Source organism: Agarivorans gilvus (assembly GCF_001420915.1).
Classification (GTDB): Bacteria; Pseudomonadota; Gammaproteobacteria; order Enterobacterales; family Celerinatantimonadaceae; genus Agarivorans; species Agarivorans gilvus.
Window position 1 is genome coordinate 882,403 of sequence record NZ_CP013021.1, and the last position, 22,203, is coordinate 904,605.

The 22,203-nt window shown below is 45.8% G+C and carries 20 protein-coding genes, 1 tRNA gene and 1 pseudogene; 12 read left to right on the top strand and 10 right to left on the bottom strand.

From position 1 onward, the window contains the following. Positions 1–95: 95 nt before the first annotated feature. Positions 96–1,100 (bottom strand): nucleoid-associated protein YejK, encoded by a 1,005-nt coding sequence (gene yejK, locus AR383_RS04135; RefSeq protein ID WP_055731988.1) that lies wholly within the window; start codon positions 1,098–1,100, stop codon positions 96–98. A gap of 75 nt (positions 1,101–1,175) precedes the next feature. On the opposite strand from yejK, the gene AR383_RS04140 reads away from it, so the two are divergent. The 3 genes from AR383_RS04140 (at position 1,176) to AR383_RS04150 (ending at position 3,390) form a co-directional block, all read left to right on the top strand. Beyond that, positions 1,176–1,394 (top strand): YejL family protein, encoded by a 219-nt coding sequence (locus AR383_RS04140; RefSeq protein WP_055731989.1) that lies wholly within the window; start codon positions 1,176–1,178, stop codon positions 1,392–1,394. Positions 1,395–1,411: 17 nt separating this feature from the next. After that, positions 1,412–3,226, top strand: coding sequence for a DUF3413 domain-containing protein (locus AR383_RS04145; RefSeq protein WP_055731990.1), 1,815 nt, complete (start codon positions 1,412–1,414; stop codon positions 3,224–3,226). An 87-nt stretch (positions 3,227–3,313) separates the two neighbouring features. After that, a tRNA-Pro gene (locus tag AR383_RS04150) sits at positions 3,314–3,390 on the top strand. A 78-nt stretch (positions 3,391–3,468) separates the two neighbouring features. On the opposite strand, the gene AR383_RS04155 is transcribed toward AR383_RS04150, so the two are convergent. From AR383_RS04155 to pdsO, 3 genes are all read right to left on the bottom strand, one after another. Then, on the bottom strand, positions 3,469–4,089 hold the full coding sequence (locus AR383_RS04155; RefSeq protein WP_055731991.1) for a class GN sortase: 621 nt from the start codon (positions 4,087–4,089) through the stop codon (positions 3,469–3,471). 73 nt (positions 4,090–4,162) lie between these two features. Then, entirely contained in the window at positions 4,163–6,352 is a 2,190-nt protein-coding gene (locus AR383_RS04160; RefSeq protein ID WP_055731992.1) for a marine proteobacterial sortase target protein, read from the bottom strand. Between the two features lie 26 nt (positions 6,353–6,378). Further along, a complete protein-coding gene (pdsO, locus tag AR383_RS04165) occupies positions 6,379–7,116 on the bottom strand; it encodes a sortase-associated OmpA-like protein PdsO (protein WP_055731993.1) in 738 nt (245 codons plus the stop codon). 213 nt (positions 7,117–7,329) lie between these two features. On the opposite strand from pdsO, the gene pdsR reads away from it, so the two are divergent. Both pdsR and pdsS read left to right on the top strand, forming a co-directional pair. Continuing rightward, positions 7,330–8,022, top strand: coding sequence for a proteobacterial dedicated sortase system response regulator (gene pdsR, locus AR383_RS04170; RefSeq protein ID WP_055731994.1), 693 nt, complete (start codon positions 7,330–7,332; stop codon positions 8,020–8,022). Between the two features lie 2 nt (positions 8,023–8,024). Continuing rightward, on the top strand, positions 8,025–10,190 hold the full coding sequence (gene pdsS, locus AR383_RS04175) for a proteobacterial dedicated sortase system histidine kinase (RefSeq protein ID WP_373869495.1): 2,166 nt from the start codon (positions 8,025–8,027) through the stop codon (positions 10,188–10,190). A gap of 87 nt (positions 10,191–10,277) precedes the next feature. Here pdsS and AR383_RS04180 read toward each other — a convergent pair whose 3' ends face one another. The 6 genes from AR383_RS04180 to pspA all read right to left on the bottom strand — a co-directional run bounded on the left by AR383_RS04180 (position 10,278) and on the right by pspA (position 15,741). Beyond that, positions 10,278–11,456, bottom strand: a complete 1,179-nt coding sequence (locus tag AR383_RS04180; RefSeq protein ID WP_055731996.1) for a cystathionine beta-lyase — start codon at positions 11,454–11,456, stop codon at positions 10,278–10,280. 65 nt (positions 11,457–11,521) lie between these two features. After that, a complete protein-coding gene (gene leuB / locus AR383_RS04185) occupies positions 11,522–12,628 on the bottom strand; it encodes a 3-isopropylmalate dehydrogenase (RefSeq protein WP_055731997.1) in 1,107 nt (368 codons plus the stop codon). Positions 12,629–12,738: 110 nt separating this feature from the next. Further along, the gene (locus tag AR383_RS04190; protein WP_055731998.1) at positions 12,739–14,211 is read right to left on the bottom strand and encodes a TyrR/PhhR family helix-turn-helix DNA-binding protein; all 1,473 of its coding nucleotides are present in this window, start codon (positions 14,209–14,211) and stop codon (positions 12,739–12,741) included. A 257-nt stretch (positions 14,212–14,468) separates the two neighbouring features. Next, positions 14,469–14,843, bottom strand: coding sequence for an envelope stress response membrane protein PspC (gene pspC / locus AR383_RS04195; RefSeq protein WP_055731999.1), 375 nt, complete (start codon positions 14,841–14,843; stop codon positions 14,469–14,471). Further along, positions 14,843–15,067, bottom strand: coding sequence for an envelope stress response membrane protein PspB (gene pspB / locus AR383_RS04200; protein WP_055732000.1), 225 nt, complete (start codon positions 15,065–15,067; stop codon positions 14,843–14,845). The genes pspC and pspB overlap by 1 nt, the downstream gene beginning before the upstream one ends. A gap of 8 nt (positions 15,068–15,075) precedes the next feature. Continuing rightward, entirely contained in the window at positions 15,076–15,741 is a 666-nt protein-coding gene (pspA, locus tag AR383_RS04205; protein WP_055732001.1) for a phage shock protein PspA, read from the bottom strand. A gap of 168 nt (positions 15,742–15,909) precedes the next feature. On the opposite strand from pspA, the gene pspF reads away from it, so the two are divergent. The 7 genes and pseudogenes from pspF (at position 15,910) to AR383_RS04235 (ending at position 22,179) form a co-directional block, all read left to right on the top strand. Beyond that, a complete protein-coding gene (gene pspF / locus AR383_RS04210; protein ID WP_055732002.1) occupies positions 15,910–16,887 on the top strand; it encodes a phage shock protein operon transcriptional activator in 978 nt (325 codons plus the stop codon). A gap of 73 nt (positions 16,888–16,960) precedes the next feature. Next, positions 16,961–18,559 (top strand): ABC transporter substrate-binding protein, encoded by a 1,599-nt coding sequence (locus AR383_RS04215; RefSeq protein ID WP_055732003.1) that lies wholly within the window; start codon positions 16,961–16,963, stop codon positions 18,557–18,559. A 3-nt stretch (positions 18,560–18,562) separates the two neighbouring features. Further along, positions 18,563–19,528, top strand: coding sequence for an ABC transporter permease (locus tag AR383_RS04220; RefSeq protein WP_055732004.1), 966 nt, complete (start codon positions 18,563–18,565; stop codon positions 19,526–19,528). Next, positions 19,515–19,676, top strand: a complete 162-nt coding sequence (locus AR383_RS22565; RefSeq protein ID WP_335338385.1) for a hypothetical protein — start codon at positions 19,515–19,517, stop codon at positions 19,674–19,676. Before AR383_RS04220 ends, AR383_RS22565 begins: the two co-directional genes overlap by 14 nt. Next, positions 19,613–20,401: an ABC transporter permease subunit gene (locus AR383_RS21930; RefSeq protein ID WP_335338386.1), complete on the top strand. Its 789-nt coding sequence runs from the start codon at positions 19,613–19,615 to the stop codon at positions 20,399–20,401. Before AR383_RS22565 ends, AR383_RS21930 begins: the two co-directional genes overlap by 64 nt. Then, positions 20,401–21,407: pseudogene (locus tag AR383_RS22315) on the top strand (peptide ABC transporter ATP-binding protein). The gene AR383_RS21930 and the pseudogene AR383_RS22315 overlap by 1 nt, the downstream one beginning before the upstream one ends. Further along, positions 21,400–22,179, top strand: coding sequence for a peptide ABC transporter ATP-binding protein (locus AR383_RS04235; RefSeq protein ID WP_055732005.1), 780 nt, complete (start codon positions 21,400–21,402; stop codon positions 22,177–22,179). Before AR383_RS22315 ends, AR383_RS04235 begins: the two are co-directional and overlap by 8 nt. The last annotated feature ends 24 nt before the right edge of the window (positions 22,180–22,203 follow it).

Below are 22,203 nucleotides of genomic sequence, written 5' to 3' on the forward strand. Positions count from 1 at the left end.
AACATAATAGCCAACAAAAACCATTGAAAACCTTTCCATGTGGTAATTTTACTACACAAATGAAAGTGATAACCTTTTCAAGGTTTTTAATTAAGCTATTTATTATTTTTTAACTGTTCTCTTAAGTTAGGAGGGATCCCCACAATGGTCAATGTATCGCTTGCTTCATCGTAAAAAACACGCTCTCCGAGCAGTTTTTGTTCAAAACTAACCGAAACTCCCTTTCCTTGACCGAAACACTTCGCCAGTTTTTTTAGCGCGGTGCGATCAGCAGGAAATTGCTCTTCAAGCGGATAGTTTTCTGCAGCAAATTGATAGAAATCAACATTTTCTTCAGCTTTGGGTAAGGCTTTGGCCAACTCGCCAACAACGATTTCCTGGCCCTCTTTTAGCTGTTGCTCACAGTAGGTCTTTACTTCGTCTTTATATGCCTGCTTCTCTTCTTTATCTAATTGAGTTGCTTGACAATAATCGTCGACAGCTTGCATTAACACGGTGTTTTGCAGTTTTACGTCAAGCCCATCATCACAACCCAAGAATTCCACAAAAAAGTCGGCTATTTTTCGCCCTGCTCGTCCTTTTATATAAGACACATAGCGTTTCGATTCTGGATTACGCTGCATATCAGTAATATCGATTCTTGCCGCCAACTGAATTGAGCTGGTTTCCAAATAGCGACTAGCGGTCAGTTCTAAACTTTCGTTCACCGCCGGCGATGTTTTATTCTCTAGCAGCATAATCAATAAATACTCACCAGCAACATGCTCATATTGGGCAAATAGCAATACGCCTTGCTCAATAAAGTCATATTTTCGCAGCTCTTCTACTAATACTTGTCCAGCATCCACACTGTAACGATGAAAATCTAGGCTTGCCTCCAACAGACCATTCAACTGCTGCTTAAATGGGCTGGTGTTCTCTTCGTTATAGTAGCCAAAGCCTTTAGCCGCCCGGCCGCTGTAATTTAAGTGCAGGCTCTCGATAAGCTCTAAAGCGGCATCGCTATGCGCCATTTCTTCAGCGCGTGCCTGAAGTTCAATCGCGCCATCTAGGCTCAGCTCTAATGAATGTAAAATAAGGTGTTTTAATGAAATGCTCATAGTCTCTAACTGTTAGTGTTTGCTGACGAGGTGGGTTATTATACGCGTCTTTAACAGCAAATTTGCAGAGAAGAAATGGCAATAGTTTCAAAATATTCCAACCAGCAAGTGGAACAATTACTTAATCAAGTACTCCAAGTAATCGACAAACCCGATATCAAGCCAGATCTCGCGCTAATGGTTCTTGGCAATGCGGCCACCTGCATCATCAATCAGCGTGTAGCCCCTGAGCATAGGGAAAAACTCAGTGAAGGCTTTGCTAAAGCGCTGAAAAGCTCTATCGACAATAAGTAAAGGAATATTTAGCTCTAATGGTAAGTAGCTCAAAACAGTACCGCGATAAAGTTTCCCAGCTGATTAGCTGGGGCCATTGGTTTTGTTTAACTAATATTATTTTCGCCTTAATCGTCGGGCTACGCTATCTAGTATTGGTTCCGCCACCGGAAACCTTTTTAGGGCAAAGCTATTTATTAGTGAGTTGGCTGGGGCAGTTTTCCTTCATTGCCTTTGTGATCTTCCTACTCACGTTATTCCCCTTAAGTTTCATCATACCAAGCAATCGCTCAATGCGTTTCATCGGTGCGCTATTCGCCACCATTGGTATTAGTTTATTAATTGTAGATACAGAACTGTTTGCCAATTTTGGTCTGCATCTTAACCCAGCCTTATTTCAGTTATTAATTGATGAAGAGCAAAACAGCCAAGCTAATACGCTTAACTTTCTGTTTGCCTCGGTGCCTTTTATCTTCTTATTGGAACTTTGGCTGGCTCGTTTATGCTGGAAATACCTACGCCGTCTAGAACACAAGCATTTTGGTGTGCCTATTGCGGCGCTACTGTTCGTATGTTTTCTATTGACCCACTTGGTACATGCTTGGGCCGATGCCACTAACTATCAAGCCATTACTAGACAAAAAAACAACTACCCCTTGTTCTACCCTCTTACTGCCCGTAGCTTTCTTCAAGAACAAGGTATCTTCGATGTAGATGCTTATTACAAGCAAGCTCAAGCGCAAAATGAAGCACGTCAAGGTGAGCTAAAATACCCACTAACTCCACTAAAATATGCTCCACTTGAACAACGCTACAACCTGCTACTAGTTGTTGTTGAAGGTTTACGTTGGGACATGTTGAACCAGCAAACAATGCCTAATAGCTGGCGACTAGCGAAACGCTCTAGCCAATTCTTTAGTCATTTTAGTGGTAGCAACCAAGCGCAAGAAGGCTTGTTTAGTCTGTTTTATGGTTTGCCTAGTAGCTATTGGCCAAGCATAAAATCAAGTCATCAAAGCTCGGTATTAATTGATGCCCTACAAGCGCATAACTACCAAATACAGTTGTTTTCAAGCCAAGGGCTCAACCGACCAGAATTAGCAGGAAGCGCCTTTAGTTCTTTGAGCAACCTAAACATGCGCGCTCTACCTGGTGGCGCAGAAGGTGATACACAAGTAATACAGGATTGGCTAGATTGGCAACAAAGCCAATATGCCCAGCTCCCTTGGTTTAACTTCCTCTACTTAAATGGTGTAGCCGCCTACGACGATGGAAGCGGTCAAGTCATGAAACAAGTAACAGCTGAAACAATTAAACAGTATTACAACAAGGCAGCAGAAGTAGTAGATCAAAAACTGAGTTTGGTATACGAAGCACTTAAAGCAAGTGGCCAGATGGAAAACACCATCGTAGTATTTACCTCTGATTACGCCAATGAGCTGAATGATAAAAATAACAACTATTGGGGTAACGGTAGCAACTTTAGCCGCTATCAAACTCAAGTACCGTTATTCATCTCTTGGCCAGAGCGAGCCCCTAGCTTGCACCATCGTGATACCAGTCATCACGACATAGTGCCAACCTTATTACAAGATATGCTCGCGGTAACGTCAAACAGCCGTAGTTACAGCAATGGCCAAAATATCTTTAAACAGCGTAAACGTGACTGGATATTAATCGGCAACCAAGAGCAACAAGCGGTAGTGCAAGAAAACCAAATCACCTTGTTTAACCACTCCGGTAGTTATCAGGTATATGACCGTGATTTAACCACTAGTTCAGCTAGAGTTTCGGTGCCAATGTTGGTTCAAGTTTTCAACGACTTGAAACGTTTTTATCAAGCTGAACCTTAATTTGTCTATTCGCTGAGCACTTAAACATAAAATTCGTCGGCGTGTATTGACAGCACGTCGATAGCTAAGTAAATTCACAGCTCAATTCGGAACGTAGCGCAGCCTGGTAGCGCACCGTCATGGGGTGTCGGGGGTCGGAGGTTCAAATCCTCTCGTTCCGACCATATAATAGCCCGTAGCTCAATGAGTTACGGGCTTTTTGCTATCTGCGGTAAAGTAAACTCAGTGTAACTAAAGCAATACTAGATTAGCTTCGGCTTACTCACCAATAATGCCTCAACAATATAACGTTGCTCTGCCCCACCGCTTAATTGGTTAAACGGATAACAAGTAATTAGCGTGATTCGATTATCATCGCTTGGCGCCATAAACCGCGTTTCACTTTGGTGAGCGATTTGAGTATTCACCACCTGATAGAGTAGCTGCTGGCCATCACGCGCCTCTAGCTGCAATAAATCGCCTTTGTTGATCGCCGCCAAGCGAGCGAAGTGGGTGTCTCGATGGCCGGCAATAATGGTATTGCCGACCTCTCCAATTGCCGCACCACTCAGCACTAGCCCTGGGCCAAAAGCCAAGGTGCGCCCCGACGCGCCCGCTAATACATACACAGATTCCAACTGATGCTTAAAGGCGATGCTTTCTTGTTTGGTCACAAAACTCAACTTGGCTACCGGATAGGTATCAGCCCAGTACCAAGGTTTGTGAACTTGTTGATCGGCCAAGGTACTTTGCCACGCTTGAGCAATTAAAAACTGCGCCAAGTAAGCCTTGGCTTGTATATATAACCCATGGCCTAACACTAAAACCCCGAGTAAAAACAAACTGCTAGGCAAAGGGTGCTTAGCTAAAAAACTGATATTCATAGCATTTACCTATGTGACAAAAATAAGTCTAGGTTGAACAAAGCGCCGTTTAGACGGCGCTATGCCGAGTTGTTTAAGCGGCGAAACGCTGCGCTAGAGAGGTATATCGTGTTAGGTAATAAACCAGTAGGCTGAGTAAAGTTAGCAGAGCGCCTAACAGCAAACTTAAACGGCTTGAAGTGGCTGTTTGCGGCAACATTGCAGGCCTTAACCAACCCTCGGGCATGCCACTGGCAATCCGCTGCTGGCGGCTATCAATACCTTGCGGTTTATGGGCAGTGACATCTACTGCGACTAAGCTAGTTTGCGAACTCACTAAATGATACTTAAGTGCCAATGCCAATACTTGCTGCTCTACGCGACTTTCATCCGCCGCGGTCTTATGTAACTCCAAAGCCGCAATATATTGTCTTGCCCACAATAGGTCTAAACCTGCCGAGCGCTGTGATGAGCGCAAGTTTAAGCTACGCTGCCAATACTGACCTTGTATTTCACCGCTCACAACGACCTGCTGCTGCGAACCACTGGGTATCTTCATACTCACCATGACTGGCTGGCCTAAATAGAGATCGGGAATGTTCACTGGCCAATATTCTGGCACCGTGCCGTCAGCAAACTGTAACCTGATGTCCTTCACCACGGGGTGAGCAATCTTGTTAAACAGTTCGGTGATTTGCTGTTTCACCTCGGATTGCTTACCAATATAACTGAAGGTGCCCTTACCCAACTCAGCGGCTCGCTGCATAAAGTGTGAATTAGGGGCCGAGCCAATGCCGATGGTAAAAAAACGACTGTCGGCTAAATCGTTGCGGATCAAATCAAATAAAGCCTGCTCATTACTCACCGCTCCGTCGGTAATAAAAATCACCTGGCGTAAAACATCTGGCGACGATTCTGCCTGTCCGGTTCTGGCCAAGGCAGCTTCAATGGCTGGATACATTTGGGTACCACCATCGGCATGCAGACTATTTACAAAGGCTCTAGCGCGGCGCATGTTGCTGGCGTTTACCGCCAAAAGTTGAGTTGCCATAGCTCGAACATAGGAATTAAATTCAATAATATTGAAGCGGTCTTTAGCGCTTAAGCCGCTCAAGGCCTCATGTAAAGCTTCGCGTGCTTGGCTAATGGATTGTCCAGACATCGAGCCCGAGGTATCAATCACCAAAATCAACTCGCGAGCCAACTCCAGCGCCTCAGCCGCTTGCTCTTGTGGCGGCATCAACATCAGTAGAGCATAATCATGCTGCGCCGCAGATTCAGCTGGGGAATGGCTACGCCCGCGCTGCGTATACAGCGCCGCTTCTGGGCGCGCGCCAACTATGGGCTGCCAACTTAATACAAAATCCTTATTGGGCAGGGTATTCTCTACCTGAATATCGATACTGCCATCACTGCGCGTCAGGCTTGTCATTTTATGATATAGACTGTCTAAACGCGCCAGTTCAAAGCCGGGGTTTAAATTGATATTGAGATCTAGGCTTAAGCCACGGCTATCTGCCCCTCGCGCGTACTGCTCTGCACTATGTTGTAACAACTGAAGCTGCTGCTTGAGCTGGCCAGTACTAGCGTTAAGTTTAGGCTGCTGCAACAGCGAGGTAAAAGACCAATTAAACCCAGCTTCACCATGACTTGGCCGAGCTTGGCTATCGGCAAATATTTGCGGCGGCGTATAACGTGGGTTAACCAACATCGGAAAGCGAAAACTAAATACTCCATCTTGATAGTCTACTTGCTGTTGGTAACTAATCGTCACACTTAAGTGCTCACCCGGCGCCAAATTGGCCACTGCAGTGGTAAAAATATTAGGCCTTAACTGCTCTACTAAACTGGCACGTTTGCCTTGTTGTTTGGCTTCATCAAAGCGTTTTTTGGCTAGCTTTTTTTGCAAAATTTGCCCTTCAATTTTGTGCTCACCAATCAGTAGTTGCATGCTATCTACTGCTGCATTATTCGGTAGAGGGAACATATAACTACCATCAATCCAATCCTCACTATTGTTAACAAAAGTTTGGGTTAACATCACACGGTTAGTTAAGCCCGCCACCTGCATTTTTACCTCACTGTGCAAGGGTAAATTATATTGAGGCTGACCATTGGCATCTAGGTAACGTAGTCCGGCCATCTGGGCTGTTTCCGTCAACGGCGGCTCTAACTGAGCCGCTTGGCTAGAACCACCCGATGTGGCCCAAAATAAACTTGCTACTCCTGCCAGGCAGAAGCCACGACATAAACCCACACCTATGCTTAAAAGCCTAATGTTCATTGCGCTATCTCCCTTAGCTGGCAAGCTTATTGTGCGGCCAACATGCCACGCTCAGAGCTCAACTTTAAAGTCACTCGACGGTCAAAAAAGTTATTCTCTAAACTCGCTTCAGCGTTCAGCGGTGCGGTATCACCGAAGGCGCGCGAATGAAGTCGAGATTCATCAATACCATTGTCAATCAAATAACGGCGCACCTCGGCTAAACGCTGTTCCGACAAGGCTTGGTTATAGCTGGCATCACCTTGTCTATCAGCATAACCCGCTAGGTCGAGTTTCAGCTCAGGCGCCAAGCTCATGGCATAAACCACGTCATCAAGTTGCTGTTTAAAGTGTGGTTCAATCAGTGAGGAGCCGGTTTTAAACTGCACATTAAGCCCTAGCGCCAGTTCATCTAACTTCTGCTGTTGGGCGGCTTTAAGTTGATTTAATTGCGCATTTAGCCGAGAGTGCTGCTCACTTAAAGACTCATAGTTGGCACTACGTTTAGCCAATACTTGCAATTGCTGTTGCTGCTGTTCTAGTTCGGCTTGCTGGCTAGCTAGGGCCTCCTCATCGGCCACCGACTTACCAATCCATACGCCGGTAAAGCCGCCAATAAACGCCCCTACCGGCCCGCCAATGAGTGCCCCTACTGCTGCGCCAGAACCAAAACCGATCATCGGTTTGCTTCCGTCTCGCGCTGGTGAGACAGCATCGGCAGCCATGCTCTGCCCAGCAAAACCTAAAGAAGTGATTACCGTAATGGCCAATAATTGCTTTTTCATGAGAGTGTCCTTGTTGCTATTAAATTAATGAATTTGCTTAAAAGCGTTTGTTAGGGCTATTAAACCAAGCTGAAGTGGCGAGGACGGGGAGCAAACATGGCAATTCGCTTATCAATTGTGGCAACAAAATGGCAATTTGCGCGAAGCCACCAAAGGTCTTAAAAAATCATGTATAGTCTAGGCAGGTCAGCAGCTTAGAGAATGAATCTACCAATGAAACGGATCGCTATTGTCGAAGATGAAGTCGCCATTCGGGAAAACTACAAAGAAGTATTAGAACAGCAGGGTTATAGTGTGCAGGCTTATGCTAACCGCCCCCATGCCTTAGCCGCCTTTACCACTCGCCTGCCCGACTTAGCCATTATTGATATTGGCTTAGAAGATGAAATAGATGGTGGATTCTCGTTGTGCCAATCGCTAAGGGCCATGTCTAGCAGTCTGCCAATCATCTTTCTCACCGCCCGAGACAGCGACTTTGATACCGTTTGCGGCTTACGCTTAGGCGCCGATGACTACCTAACTAAAGATATTAGTTTTCCTCACTTAGTGGCTAGGATCGCAGCTTTGTTTCGCCGTTCTGAATTGCTCGGTGCCGCGATAGAAGAGAATAATTTATTGGCTCGCGGCCCCTTAGCCATTGATGGCAACCGCATGCAAGTGACATGGAACCAACAGGCCATTGAGCTCACCGTTACCGAATTTTGGATGGTCCATGCCCTTGCTAAACGCCCTGGTCACGTGCGCAGCCGCCAAGACTTAATGAGCGAAGCTAAGATTTATGTTGACGACAGTACCATCACCTCCCACGTAAAACGGATCCGCAAAAAATTTCTTGCCGTAGATCCGCAGTTTGAATGCATTGATACGGTGTATGGCATAGGTTATCGCTGGGATAGTCTCGCCTAATGTTGCCCGTTTTACCTATCGGGCTACGCGCTAAGGTCTGCATCCTTTCGTTATTTCTACTGTGCTTGCCTTGGCTGGGCTACCACTACGTTTGGGAAATGGAAAAATACCTGCGCCTAGGCCAAGAAAAAACCTTAGAAGGCACTACCCAAGCGCTGGCCACCGCCTTGCATGAGCGGCCTAAGCTATTTAATAGCCAAGCCAGTTTCTTAAGCCAGGTGAAAAAAGGCCGCGATTTATATGCGTATCCCTTATCTGGGCCGATTCAGCTCGATGGTAAGCTTAATGACTGGCAGAGCTACCAACACCGCATGCTACGTTATGCTGCCGACCACGTGATTTATCAAGCAGATCCTAACGCGCCTTTACAAAGTGAGTTCACCCATATGGTGGGCAAATTTGGCGCTTACCTTTATGCCTATTTTGAGGTGACAGACCACGATGTAGTTTACCGTGGCCAAAATACCTTGAGCGTCGATAATAACGACCACTTAGCCATCGCCACGCTCGCCCCCGATGGCCAGTTTCGCCGCTACATCGTCGCCACCAAGCAAGATGGCTGGATCAACGCTTTTGAGCTACCGCTGGATCCCAGTCAAAACACACCGGTGACCCCCGAACTTAAAATACAGGGCCAGTGGCTCAAAACAAACAAGGGCTATAACATTGAATTGCGGATCCCACTGACTATGGTGGGCAGTAAGCTGGGCTTTTCTATTTATGACGTTAATCGTAAACCCAAGCGTCATTTAAGCTCTATCGTGGGCACCTCTGCCATTGATAGTGTGGATAAACTCGGCACGGTGTTAGTCCCCTCCCCAGAAATTGAAAACATCATCAAAGGCATGCGCCATAACAGTTCGCGCATTTGGGTGGTTGATAAACACGGTCGAGTGCTGGCCAAATCTGGCGATATTCGCAATAGTCAAAGCATATGGGCGCGCGACCTAAGCCGCAGTGATGACGATTCATGGTGGAACCAATTCAGCCAACGCTACTTACATCCACTGTATTACAAAATACTAACTAAGCCGCCGCAAGACTTTGTTGACTCCCTGCATGATTCAACCGAGTTAAAAGGCAGTCATATTCAGCAAGCCTTAAGCGGTAAACTGGGGTCGACTTGGCGTTTAACTCCCGATGGACGCGCCGTAGTACTGGCTGCGGCCAGCCCAATATGGATAGACAATCAGGTAATGGGGGTGGTAATTGCCGAAGAGACCACCAACGGCATAAGAACTCTGCGTAACCGCGCCTTAGAGCGGCTATTCAATATCATCCTCATCGTAATGGTTGCGGGTACCCTCAGCTTATTTTTGTTTGCCTCAAGTATTTCCAGCCGCATTCGCAAACTTAGGGATCAAGCCGAACGCGCCATTGATAGTCAAGGTCGGGTTACCGCCACCTTTAAAGGCGCCAAACATAAGGATGAAATTGGCGATTTATCGCGTAGTTTTGCCAACATTGTGAGCCGCTTAAGCCAATACACCCATTATCTAGAGAACATGTCATCACGACTATCTCATGAACTGCGCACTCCGGTGGCGGTGGTACGTTCTTCTTTAGAACACCTTAGCTTGCAAAGCTTGGATAACGATACCCAGAAGTACGTTGACCGAGCCCAAGAAGGCGTGCAACGTTTAAACCTTATTCTTAACAATATGAGTGAAGCAACGCGCTTAGAGCAAAGCCTGTCCCAAGCAGAAACCAGCGAATTTCCACTCAACAAAGTGGTTAGCGGCTGTATGCAGGGTTATCAATATACCTACCCCGAGCAAGCCTTTGATTGCGAGATCAGCCCCAATACGCTGAAAATTGTCGGCGTACCGGAGTACATAGCCCAATTAATGGACAAACTAGTGGCCAACGCCATGGAATTTAGCCTGCCCAACAAAGCGATAAAGGTAAGCTTTCAGCAGGATAGTAAAGATGCGGTATTGCTGGTTAGTAATCACGGTCCCACCCTGCCAGACAATATGGTCGAACAGATATTTGAATCGATGGTGTCAATTAGAAGCCAACAGGCTCAACAAAAACCCCACTTGGGCTTGGGTTTATATATCGCTCGGCTGATCACCGAGTTTCATGGCGGAAAAATCAGCGCCAGAAACTTTACCGACAATAGCGGCGTAGAGTTTTGTGTTAGGCTGCCACTGAAAAAAGACTAAGCTGGGCGAAGGCCGGAAACAATATAGCCTTGCCCTCTCCCCCAACAACGAGTCGGTAAGTAGCAAGGCCATCACGCTGCCAAAAGACTATAGCTGTTGGCTAAAGCGAGCGATGCCCGCAGCTAAGTCTTCGATTAAATCGGCTGGGTCTTCCAAACCGATGTGCACGCGAATCAACGTACCTTCGGCTTGCCACTGAGTCGCAGTGCGAAGCTTGTCGACACCGTTCACGCCCATAATCAAACTTTCAAATCCGCCCCAGGAAAAACCCATTTTGAAGTGCTGCATACCATCGAGTAAGGCCGTTAGAGCTTGTTGGTTGCCCCCCTTCATCACAAAAGAAAACAGGCCGCTAGAGCCCTGAAAGTCGCGTTGGAAAAACTCATGTCCCGGACAGCTTGCCAAGGCAGGATGACGCACATGGTCAACCTCATCGCGCTCAGCAAGCCATTTAGCCACTTCTAAGGCGTTCTTTTGGTGCTGTGCTAAGCGCACCCCTAGGGTACGCAAACCACGCATCGCCAAATAGATATCGTCGGGGGAAGTACACTGACCTAATAGGTAAGAATTCTCGCGTAGTTGATCCCAGCAGCGCTTATTCGCCACCGCGGTACCTAACATCACATCTGAGTGGCCCACTATGTACTTAGTCGCCGCCTGAATAGAAATGTCGATATCGAAATCAAAGGGGCTAAAGTTAAGCGGAGAGGCCCAAGTATTATCTAGCATAACTACAATGTCTTGTTCCGCCGCTCGTGCAGCCGCCACAATCGCCGGGCTATCTTGCACTTCCATGGTCAAAGAGCCTGGAGACTCCAAAAAGATAACTTTAGTATTGCTTTGAATGAGTTCGCTAATACCCGCGCCGATCATTGGATCGTAATAAGTGGTTTCGATGCCATAGCCTTTAAGCAATTTATCACAGAGGTCGCGGGTAGGCTCATAGGCAGTGTCGACCATCAACAAATGGTCGCCCTGCTTGAGAAAAGACAGTAAGGCGCCACTAATTGCCGCGGTGCCACAAGGATATAAAGCGCAGCCTTCGCCACCTTCAATCTCAACCATCGCCTCTTGAAAAGCAAAGTGAGTTTGGGTGCCTCTGCGCCCGTAAAACAAAGTTTTATTATGGCGTTGCGCGGTGGCTTGCTTCATTTCTTTGACACTGTCAAACACCACGGTTGAAGCCCGAGTCACCGGTGGATTAACTAGGCCTTGAGTCCACTTTTTATCGCGTCCGGCCGTAACCAGTTTGGTTGATTTCTTCATTGAATTGTTCCCACTAACTGAAACAAAAAACCAGCCCGCAGGCTGGCTTATTAGTGCTAAAAATTTTAGCCGCGAGGTGTTTTATTAAGCTCTTCCACTACCATGTCACCGAAGGCATCGGTATCGATAAGCTTGGCATCTTCGCCTTTGGCTAAGTCTGGAGTGCCGTAGCCATTGGCAAATACTGACTTCATCGCATGCCATAGGTTTTTCGCTTCTTGCTCCATGCCAAAGCTCATCTCTAGCATTAAGGCAACCGAGCCAATCATTGAGTATGGGTTAGCAATGTTCTTTCCGGCGATGTCTGGTGCACTGCCGTGAGAAGGCTCGTAGTATGATTTTTCTGGGCCAACACAAGCAGAAGGCATTAGGCCTAGCGAACCCAAGATACCGCCGCCTTGGTCACTTAAAATGTCACCAAACATGTTTTCCATTACCATTACGTCAAACTGGCCTGGGTTCAAACATAGGTAAGTCGCAGCCGCATCAACTAAAATGTGTTTCACTTCTACATCTGGGTAGTCAACCGCCACTTCTTCTAGGATTTCGTTCCACAGCACACTTGACTTCAATACGTTACTCTTGTGAATGTTGTGCAACACTTTTTTACGACGCTGGGCGGTTTCAAAACCTACTTTTAGGATCGCGCGAATTTGGTCTTCGTCATATTCTAAAACTTCACGAACATAACGCTTACCGTTATCGTCTTTACCCACTTCTTTCTCGCCGAAGTACAAGCCACCCACTAATTCGCGAATGATCATCAAATCGATGCCGTCGCCAATGACTTCAGGCTTAAGTGGTGAAAAGTGAGCGAGTTCTTGTGGTAAATATACAGGGCGGAAGTTCGCGTAAGTATTGTAACGACGACGTAATGGCAACAAGGCGCCACGCTCAGGTTGCTCATCAACGGGGATCTTTTTAGAGTCTTCGTGATTTAGGCCGATAGTGCCTTTTAGAATAGCATCCGCCTCATCACAAATAGCGATAGTTTCAGCTGGAAAAGATTTACCCGTTTCGAAGTAAGCAACCGCACCAAATAGCGCTTCATTCAATTCAAATGCTACTTCAGGGTTACGCGCTTCAACCGCTTTAAGTACTTTGACCGCTTGCTTCATTACTTCTGGGCCGATGCCGTCGCCGGCCAATAAGGCGATCTTATAGGTCTTCATTGTGTTTGCGTCTCCGTTGCATAGTTTATTTTTTTGCTTGCCGCATCATAGCAAAACCAGCGCACGGGTAAACCACAGATCGAGACTTTAACTGCCTAAATCGAGCAAAATTAATTATCTAAATCAGGTTTATTACGAATATTATGTTCTCTGAGCTTATTGGCAATCGCAGTATGAGATAAGCCGAGCTTCTTGGCCAGTAAGCGAGAGCTAGGATGTTGCGGATAATGATAGCTTAACAACAAGTGTTCAAACTCGCCCATCGCCGAATGATAATCTTGCTGTAATAGGCTTTCGATACTGACATTATCCACCACCCGTTCGTGGTGATACTTAATATCGCTGACCTGCCAGCGCTTCATGCTGCCGATGTCGATAGAATCCTGCAATACCTGATATAACTGAGGAATGTTGCCCGGCCAACTTAAAGAGCTAAGATAGCGTTTTACTTCGCGAGTTAAGGGCGGTGGAATTTCCTGATGCTTGGCGTATTGAAAATCTAACCAGGATTGGGTTAAAGGAACAATGTCTTCCTTGCGCTGGCGCAAAGGCGGAATGTTAATACTGTTTTTGATCACCGAGTAATAACAATCGCCCCCCCATAGAGCGGCTAACTGCTCGGGAGTATAACGGCTTGAAAAAATCAAATGTTTAATACCCAGTTGAGGGGCTGTTAAGGCGTTTACCGCATCTTCGATTTCGCTACCGTTAAGCCGTTCAACATTTGTCAACAATACGGTATTTGGCTGCTCAGCAGCTATTTCTGCCAGCTGCTCCGACAAGCTGTATTCCTGATTATGACAGCTCACCACATGGAAACGCTCATCGCCGCCCATCGACATTTCATTCAACAGCCGCGCTAAAAAGCGTTTACCCACACCCGCCTCACCAAATAACAAGGTGGGTAAAGGGTGCTCAACTAAACGTTTAAGTGCATTTAATACACTTTGAGTTTCATCACTACTAGCAACTAAGCGCCCTTCGCTAATCCCTAACTCGATTTGCGACAAATCGAAACTAGATTCCAGCCAATGCGCCGATTTAAATAGCATTATCGCGCCGGGAAGGTGGGAAAATAACGCGGTTTCTGACAGTGGAATTACATCCACCATGTAGACTCGACCATTTAACTGAATTTCTACAATTTCACGTTTACCAGAGCCACTGCCAAACCAACGGTGAACACTAAATCCACGCAAGTGCTTGCCAATATCACTACTGGCTAAAGGCTGTAGGGTATCGCCACAGGATTGTTCAAAGGCTTGATTAAATTGGCGAATTTGACCGGATTTATCAATCAGCACGACGGGATAAGGCACATTATCCAATAAAATTTGAACTTCTTTATGTTCAACTTCAGAGGGTAAAGCAGAAACAATACGCGCGTCAGAGACGCCGTTTAAACAACGAAACTCACTAAGCAACTGCTGAGTGAGTGGTAGCTCTAATTCACTTAAGTGTAAAAACAAGTGCCCGGAGTCTGCGCTCTGCATCGCTTGCAGCGCTAAACCATGCTTAACTAAAACATTTAATACGGCGCTAAAAACCTGCGTATTTTGCTCGCAGTTCAACTCTATGCGCATGCTTGATTCGCTATACTATTTGACAATGCAGGCCTCGCTAAACAGGCCAATATAGGCTGGCAGGGCCACCTTTGAAGACACTTAATATCTATCCGTAATACACGCTCAATTACGCCGATAATCCTTATTGAGTCCATGGTTTCCTAACTCAAATATTACTTCTGCTCCTTTAGTCTAACCAAAAAAGTTAACTTAACCCAAGCGTCGATTGATATTTGTATGAGTTAATTTGAAGTTGGTGATTTTTTTTATATGTTTCATAAGTTTTTGAACTGACTATGAAGTTCAAAATCACGTGCCGTCACCACCTTTTCTAACTTGCGTAAGCGCAGCTCAAAATCGTCAAATTGATGCTCTAGCTCATTTATTGCCTGACTAGCAGTATTACCTCGCTGCCACACCTTTGCTTTAATCGTTACCGCATCGTTTTGATAAGAATTCTGTGGCGGCTTGTCTAAAAACAACCATGCCGCGCCATAAATAATCAGAAACAATCCCAAATTGGTGATGGCTAAAGTGACCGCAAGAATACGAATTAGCCAGGTTTCGGCACCTAAACTGCGTGCTAAACCCGCACATACACCGGCTAACTTGCCATTATGAGGATCGCGATATAAGGGCTTATCAAACATTAACGTTCCCTCCAATGCGGCACACTCTCATCCAATATACCTTCTAAAGCTTTAAGTCGGCTCGACATTTCTTGCGCTCGAGCACTCAGCACATTCAATTGCTCTCGCTCTTGTTCACTAATGCCGTTTTCAATTTGGCGTTTACTTTTGTAATGAAGTATCAACCATAGTGGAGCAACTATCGCCATAAACAAAATTAACGGGGTAACCAACATAGTAAGCATAGGTTCTCCTATTGCTGCTTAAGTTTTTCTTTAAGTTTATTGAGTTCGTCAGCAATTTCAGCATCAGCGCCTAATTCAGAAAACTGCTTGTTTAGATCTGAATGATGTTGCGTTTGACCGTACATTTCAGCCCGCGCCTCTAATTGATCAATTTTAGCTTGGAATTGCTCAAACTTTTCGCGAGTCTTAATGGCTCGTTCATTATCTAACTGCTGGCGAACAGCATGACGATTTTGCGCCGTGGCTTGACGGGCCAACAAACCCGCTTGGCGGTTACGCGATTCACTGAGTTTTAATTCTAATTGCTCAATTTCCTGTTGTAGTTGCGACAGGCTTTCATCCACCGCGGCTAATTCTTGCTGCTGCTGTTTAATTGAATCCTCGGTGTGCTTTTTCTCGATTAAGGCCAGCCGAGCTAAATCATCGCGCTGGCGACTCAAGGCGAGTTCAGCCTTACTTTGCCAGTCCTGTACTTGCTCTTGTAATTGTCCAATCTTTCGATGCAATTGCTTTTTATCGGCTAATACTTTGGCGGTACTGGCGCGTACTTCTACCAAGGTATCTTCCATCTCTTGAATAATCAGCCGTAACATCTTTTGTGGATCTTCTGCTTTATCCAGCATGGCGGTGATATTGGCATTCACAATATCGGCTAAGCGTGAAAACAAACCCATAATTATCTCCTCTAGCCTATATGGCTGATTGCTTGTCTCTCATTAGTCACCATTACAAATCTTGTGCCAAAGTAGTAAGTCATTGTTTATCATTAATTAAATTAAAATATGGCAAATTTACACAAGCCATATATAGTTAAATAAACCAATTTTTGGTCAAAATAACCAATGGATAAACCCAGCTTACTAGGTAACGACCCTAGCTTTCTTGAAGTATTAGATAAGGTGTCCCTATTGGCACCGCTGAATCGACCGATATTGGTGATTGGCGAGCGAGGCACTGGTAAAGAACTCATCGCCGAGCGCCTCCACTATTTATCGGATCGTTGGGATAAGCACTACCTTAGCCTGAATTGCGCCAGCCTGAACCCCAATCTTATAGAATCGGAGTTATTTGGCCATCAAGCAGGAGCCTTCACCGGCGCCAGCCAACAGCGGATTGGCCGCTTTGAGCAAGCCGATAAAGGCACGCTATTTCTCGATGAGTTGGCCACGATGCCAAACCAAGTGCAAGAAAAACTACTGCGCACCATTGAATACGGCAAAATTGAGCGTCTCGGTAGCAACAAAACCCTTGCCGTTGACGTGCGCTTAATATGTGCCACTAATCAAGATTTACCGCAATTGGTTGAACAAGGCCTGTTTCGCGCCGATTTACTCGACCGCTTATCTTTTGCCGTAATAACGCTTCCTCCGCTACGCCATCGCCAAGCGGATATCGGCTTGCTAGCGCAACATTTCGCCAATAACATGGCTCGAGAGCTAAATTTTTCACAACGCCCACAGTTTAATCCTAAGGTCATCGAACGCTTGGTGGCCTACCCTTGGCCAGGCAATATTCGGCAACTAAAAAATGTGGTTGAACGAGCAATAGTAGAAAATAGTAACGCCAAAGGGCTCATTAATGATGTGGATTTTGACCCCTTTGCCTCCCCGTGGCGCCCTAGCAGCGGCACTAACTCCAGCCCAGCTACTGATCAAGAATTAGGTTTTACCCAGCAAGTTGCGGCTTTTGAAAAGAAGCTAATTCAACAAACCTTAGAAAAACACCACTATAAACAAACCCTAAGCGCCAAAGCCTTGCAAATCAGCTACCATCAATTAAGGGGTTTAATCAAAAAACATCGAATTAATACTCATGGCTAGGTCTTTCACTGGTTGAGTAACCCTGAGGGTTAATGGTAAATTATCAAGCAGTTATCAGGATATCAGCTTTCACATGAATGCATTCTCAATTAGCACAGTGATGTGCTTCGCTTTGTTGCTACTGGGTTGTGAACAACCATTAAACGTAAAGAAGCTTGGTTTAGTCTATTGCACCGAAACAGCACCACACTCTTTTAACCCGCAACTAGAAAGCTCAATTAACGCTATTGCGGTTACCTCTCGTCACCTTTATGACCGACTAGTGGAAGTTGACCCTATCACTCAGCAGTTAGTGGGAGGTGTGGCTCATAGTTGGGAAGTGAGTGAAGATGGTCTTCGCTACCGCTTTCATTTGCGCCAAGGCATTCACTTCCATAAAACAGATTACTTTAGCCCCAGTCGCGAATTAAACGCCGACGATGTTATGTTGAGTTTTCAGCGCATTATTGACCCAGACCATCCGCTATATATTTTGGCCGATGGTGATTACCCATTTTTTAACAACATTGGTTTTGCCAAAAAAATTAAAAATTTAAGCAAACTTTCTGAATTTTCTGTTGAGTTTGAATTGAACCAGCCAGACGCAGCATTTTTGGCCAGCTTAGCCAGTGACTATGCGGTTATTTTGTCCGCCGAATACGCCAAACAACTGGAAGCTAAACATCAACTAGGCTTGTTAGATCAACAGCCAATCGGCACAGGGCCTTTCTATTACGCTAACCAACGTAAAGATCACTTTATTCGTTATTATCGTCATTGGCTGCATTGGCGCGGCGCTCCACCGATGCACCAGCTCGTATTTGATATTACGCCAACTTCCTCGATTCGATTAGCAAAACTGTTAACTGGGCAATGTGACATGATGGCTCAACCAGCGGCCAACCAACTTGAAGTGCTACGCCAAAGAGACGATTTACTGGTATCGGTACAGGCTGGTTTAAATGTGTCTTATCTAGCGTTTAATACTCAGAAACCACCGTTCGCCGATGTTCGAGTTCGCCGAAATGTGGCAGGCCTTATCGATAAGCAGCGGATAGTGGACTCGGTATACTTAAATACTGCAGAAATTGCCAACGGTGTATTATCGGCCTCCTCTTGGGCCTATCGTCACCAGTCTCGTTCACCACAAGCTGACCATTTAGCTTACCCCTATATTGAAAAAGCCAAGCAGCAGCCTATCGAGTTTTGGGTACTCAATGAAGCCAGCAGTTATAACCCGCAACCGCATAAAACGGCCGAGTTAATCAGAAATGACTTACGTGAACAAGGTTACCAAGTTAACGTACGTTTATTTGACTGGGAGGTATTGCGTCGCTATTTACGTGAACCCGAAGTCAATTACGATTTACTGTTGATCGGCTGGTCCACCGACAACAGCGACCCCGATGACTTTTTCAGGCAGCAATTTGCTTGTGAAGCGGTACTGCAAGGCTATAACTATAGCCGCTGGTGTAATGGCCAGGTAGAAACCTTACTCGACGCGGCAATTAGCTCAACAAGACTTGCCGACCGTTTAAGAAATTACTATAAAATTCAACAAATCATTGAGCAAGATGTCCCCGTGCTGCCGTTAACCCATGCTTTAAAAATGTATTCTTACAGTGACACCATTACCGGCATTACTTGGAATCCTTATGGAGGCGTTTCTTTTAACAACGCCTATAGGAAGTAAGTTATGTTACGTTACCTAATTCGGCGCCTTAACTTATTAATTATTACCTTTTTGGCCATCAACTTAATTGCCTTTGTTTTCCAACAAAACCAAAGCATTTATGTTGCCAGTGATAGTTCTTGGCTGGCGCAGTTTCTCAAATTTGTTTGGCAAAACCTTAACGGTGACTTAGGCGTATCTAGTGTCAGTGGCAAACCGGTATTTGACGAACTTTTAGTATTTCTCCCTGCGACCTTGGAGCTATGCTTTTCGGCCTTTTTGTTGTCCTTTTTAATCGGAGTACCGCTAGGTACCTTGGCGGGAATTTACCACCAACACTGGATAAGAAACTTAATCCTGAGCGTTACCATGGTGGGTTACAGCATTCCGGTATTTTGGCTGGCTATGTTGCTGGTGATGAACTCTTCGCTAATGCTAGGCTGGTTTCCAGTGTCTGGGCGTTACGATTTGCTATTAGAAATTCCCCAAATTACCGGTTTTGGCATTATCGATGTATTTTGGCTTGAGCCGCAGGCCCGTTGGCCTGCTTTTATTAGCATCATTAATCACTTAACTTTACCCACCTTGGTTTTAGCGGTGGTTCCCACCACCGAGGTAATTCGCCAGCTTTCCAATTCCATGGCTAAAGTAATGAACGAAAGTTACATTAAAGCGGCGACCACTAAGGGCTTGTCAAAATGGCAAATTGTTAGTCGCCACGCTTTACATAATGCTCTTCCGCCTATTCTGCCCAGCTTAGGCTTACAGTTTGGCAATGTACTTACCATGGCGATGGTATTGGAAGTAGTATTTGCTTGGCCGGGGATTGGCCGTTGGCTCATCTCAAGCATTTACCAGCAGGATTATGTGGCCATTCAAGGTGGCATGTTGGCCGTGGCCACCTTAGTAATTACCACCTTCGTACTCACCGATATCTTTACTGCATTGATCCACCCACTACGCCGAAGAGAAGTCTATGCTCAATACTAACGTATTCGCCGAGACCACCGTCTCCAGTACTCTACAGCGGGCACTCAATCGCTTTCGAGATAACTCTATTGCCATGATCGGCTTTTGGTTCTTTTTAGGCTTTGTGTTATTGGCCTTATTTGGGCCGCTAATCGCCCCTACCCCTTAGATTTTCAAACGGATAATCTATTTCAGCCACCTTCTTGGAATCAAAGTGGCCACGTTGATAACTTCTTAGGTACCGACGACCTAGGCCGCGACCTGCTAAGCCGAATAATTTATGGCTGTCAGCTTACCTTTGGTGGAGGTTTAGTCGTAGTATTGGTTGCCGCACTCATTGGCATCCCTATTGGCGTTTTTTCCGGCATGAGCAAAGGAATTAAAGCCAGTATCCTACACCACGTTATGGATACAGCCCTATCCATTCCATCGTTGCTGATTGCCATTATGGTGGTATCATTTCTAGGTCCAGGTTTAGAAAACACCCTAATCGCCATTGCCCTCGCGCAAATACCGCAATTTATTCGTTTTACTTACATAGCCGTATCCACTGAAGTACAAAAAGAGTACATCACTGCGATCCGCTTAGATGGCGCTACCAACTACCGTATTATTAAAAATGGCGTATTACCCAATATTGCTGATTCCATTATTTTTCAAATAAGCCGCAGCTTTTCATCTTCACTGATCGACATTACTGCTCTTGGCTTTATTGGTATTGGCGCTCAAGCTCCCTTACCCGAATGGGGAGCAATGCTAGGTGGTAGTAAAGATCTATTGTTCTCCGCACCTTGGACAGTCACCCTACCCGGCTGTGTCATTATGATGAGTATTTTAAGTGTTAACATGGTGGGAGAAGGTTTACGCCAAGCCATGTTAGAGGGAGTTGACTGATGGCCTTGTTAGACATTCGTAATCTAACTATCGAAATCAATACCCCCACGGGTATTGTCAAAGCGGTAGACAAGGTAAGCCTCACCATGGCTGAGGGGGAAATTAAAGCCTTGGTCGGCGAATCAGGCTCAGGCAAGAGCCTAATAGCCAAGGCGCTATTAGGCGTCACCAAACCCAGTTGGACGGTCAAAGCAGATCGGATGCGTCTAGGGACGTAGACTTGATGTCACTCACCACTAGGCAACGTCGCAAAATTCTGGGTAACGAAATAGCGATGATTTTTCAAGAGCCTAGCTTGTGTCTTGATCCCTCTGAAGAGGTCGGTAAGCAAATTGAAGAAGCCATCCCCTGCCACAATATCAAGGGCGGGTTCTGGCGCCGCTTCCAATGGCGGAAAAAACAAGCTCAAGCCCTACTACACAAAGTAGGGGTAAAAGATCACCACAAAGTGATGCGCAGCTACCCTTATGAATTGTCAGACGGCCTTTGCCAAAAGGTGATGATTGCCATGGCCATCGCAGGCCAACCTAAGCTGTTAGTGGCTGACGAACCCACCACTTCAATGGAAGTGACCACTGCCAGTCAAATTTTGCGCCTGCTGCATAAACTGAATCAGCTAAACAACACCGCCATCTTACTGATTAGCCATGACTTAAATACCTTATCAGACTTGGCAGATACCATTAGTGTGATTTACTGCGGCCACATGGTCGAAGTGGGCCGCTCTGAGCAAGTGGTGAACAACAGCCATCACCCCTATACTGCGGCTTTGCTCAGCTCTGCCCCACAATTCGATAAGCCCTTTGAACGCAAAGCGCTATTGCCAGGCCTACCCGGTTCAATACCTGCGCTGCAACACCTTCCCATTGGCTGTCGCCTAGGCCCAAGGTGTCCGAAAGCCCAGCGTAAATGTGTAGTTCAACCCAAATTAAGAAAACTAAAAGGCCACCAATACGCCTGCCACTACCCCTTAAATATTGAAAAAAAGGCCAGTAACAATGGCTAATTTATTGCACGTTAGACATTTATCACAACACGTATATATCCATAAGGGCTGGCTAAGTCGCCAACGCTTTGCCGCGATAGATGATGTAAGTTTTGACTTAAATATGGGCGAAAGCCTAGCCATCATTGGCGAATCCGGTTCAGGTAAATCCAGCTTGGCAAAGGTAATAGCTGGGATTAATAAGCCCAGTAGCGGCGATATTTTTGTTAATGGTGAAGCCTTGAACTTTGGTGACTACACGCGCCGTTGTCGCCTCATTAGAATGATTTTTCAAGATCCCAATAGCTCATTGAACCCACGTTCAAATATTGGCCGCATTTTGTCTGCGCCACTCTCACTCAACACCTCTATGAGTATTGAGCAGCAGCAACAGCGGGTCGTTTCTACACTGAGACTAGTGGGTTTATTAGAAGAGCATGCGGAATTCTTTCCCAATATGTTATCGAGTGGCCAGAAACAGCGGATCGGCCTGGCCAGAGCCTTAATACTCAACCCCAAAATCATTGTTATTGATGAGAGTCTTTCCGCCTTAGACGTCTCTGTGAGAGCACAGATTATTAACCTACTGTTGGAGTTACAACAACGCTTTGCCATCAGTTATATATTTGTTTCCAATGACTTAGGCTTGGTACATCATTTTTCAGATAAGGTGCTAGTGATGCAGCAAGGCAAAGCAGTTGAAATAAAGAATACCGAACAATTTTTTGCTAACCCAGAGCACGAGCTGAGCCAACGCTTACTCAATGCCTATAAAAATGCCTTTAAAAAATAACCAAGCCATGGCTCTAGGCGGCGT

Coding starts and splice junctions, on each gene's coding strand:
- yejK (WP_055731988.1), bottom strand. CDS start 1,100: ATGAGCATTTCATTAAAACACCTTATTTTACATTCATTAGAGCTGAGC.
- AR383_RS04140 (WP_055731989.1), top strand. CDS start 1,176: ATGGCAATAGTTTCAAAATATTCCAACCAGCAAGTGGAACAATTACTT.
- AR383_RS04145 (WP_055731990.1), top strand. CDS start 1,412: ATGGTAAGTAGCTCAAAACAGTACCGCGATAAAGTTTCCCAGCTGATT.
- AR383_RS04155 (WP_055731991.1), bottom strand. CDS start 4,089: ATGAATATCAGTTTTTTAGCTAAGCACCCTTTGCCTAGCAGTTTGTTT.
- AR383_RS04160 (WP_055731992.1), bottom strand. CDS start 6,352: ATGAACATTAGGCTTTTAAGCATAGGTGTGGGTTTATGTCGTGGCTTC.
- pdsO (WP_055731993.1), bottom strand. CDS start 7,116: ATGAAAAAGCAATTATTGGCCATTACGGTAATCACTTCTTTAGGTTTT.
- pdsR (WP_055731994.1), top strand. CDS start 7,330: ATGAAACGGATCGCTATTGTCGAAGATGAAGTCGCCATTCGGGAAAAC.
- AR383_RS04180 (WP_055731996.1), bottom strand. CDS start 11,456: ATGAAGAAATCAACCAAACTGGTTACGGCCGGACGCGATAAAAAGTGG.
- leuB (WP_055731997.1), bottom strand. CDS start 12,628: ATGAAGACCTATAAGATCGCCTTATTGGCCGGCGACGGCATCGGCCCA.
- AR383_RS04190 (WP_055731998.1), bottom strand. CDS start 14,211: ATGCGCATAGAGTTGAACTGCGAGCAAAATACGCAGGTTTTTAGCGCC.
- pspC (WP_055731999.1), bottom strand. CDS start 14,843: ATGTTTGATAAGCCCTTATATCGCGATCCTCATAATGGCAAGTTAGCC.
- pspB (WP_055732000.1), bottom strand. CDS start 15,067: ATGCTTACTATGTTGGTTACCCCGTTAATTTTGTTTATGGCGATAGTT.
- pspA (WP_055732001.1), bottom strand. CDS start 15,741: ATGGGTTTGTTTTCACGCTTAGCCGATATTGTGAATGCCAATATCACC.
- pspF (WP_055732002.1), top strand. CDS start 15,910: ATGGATAAACCCAGCTTACTAGGTAACGACCCTAGCTTTCTTGAAGTA.
- AR383_RS04215 (WP_055732003.1), top strand. CDS start 16,961: ATGAATGCATTCTCAATTAGCACAGTGATGTGCTTCGCTTTGTTGCTA.
- AR383_RS04220 (WP_055732004.1), top strand. CDS start 18,563: ATGTTACGTTACCTAATTCGGCGCCTTAACTTATTAATTATTACCTTT.
- AR383_RS22565 (WP_335338385.1), top strand. CDS start 19,515: ATGCTCAATACTAACGTATTCGCCGAGACCACCGTCTCCAGTACTCTA.
- AR383_RS04235 (WP_055732005.1), top strand. CDS start 21,400: ATGGCTAATTTATTGCACGTTAGACATTTATCACAACACGTATATATC.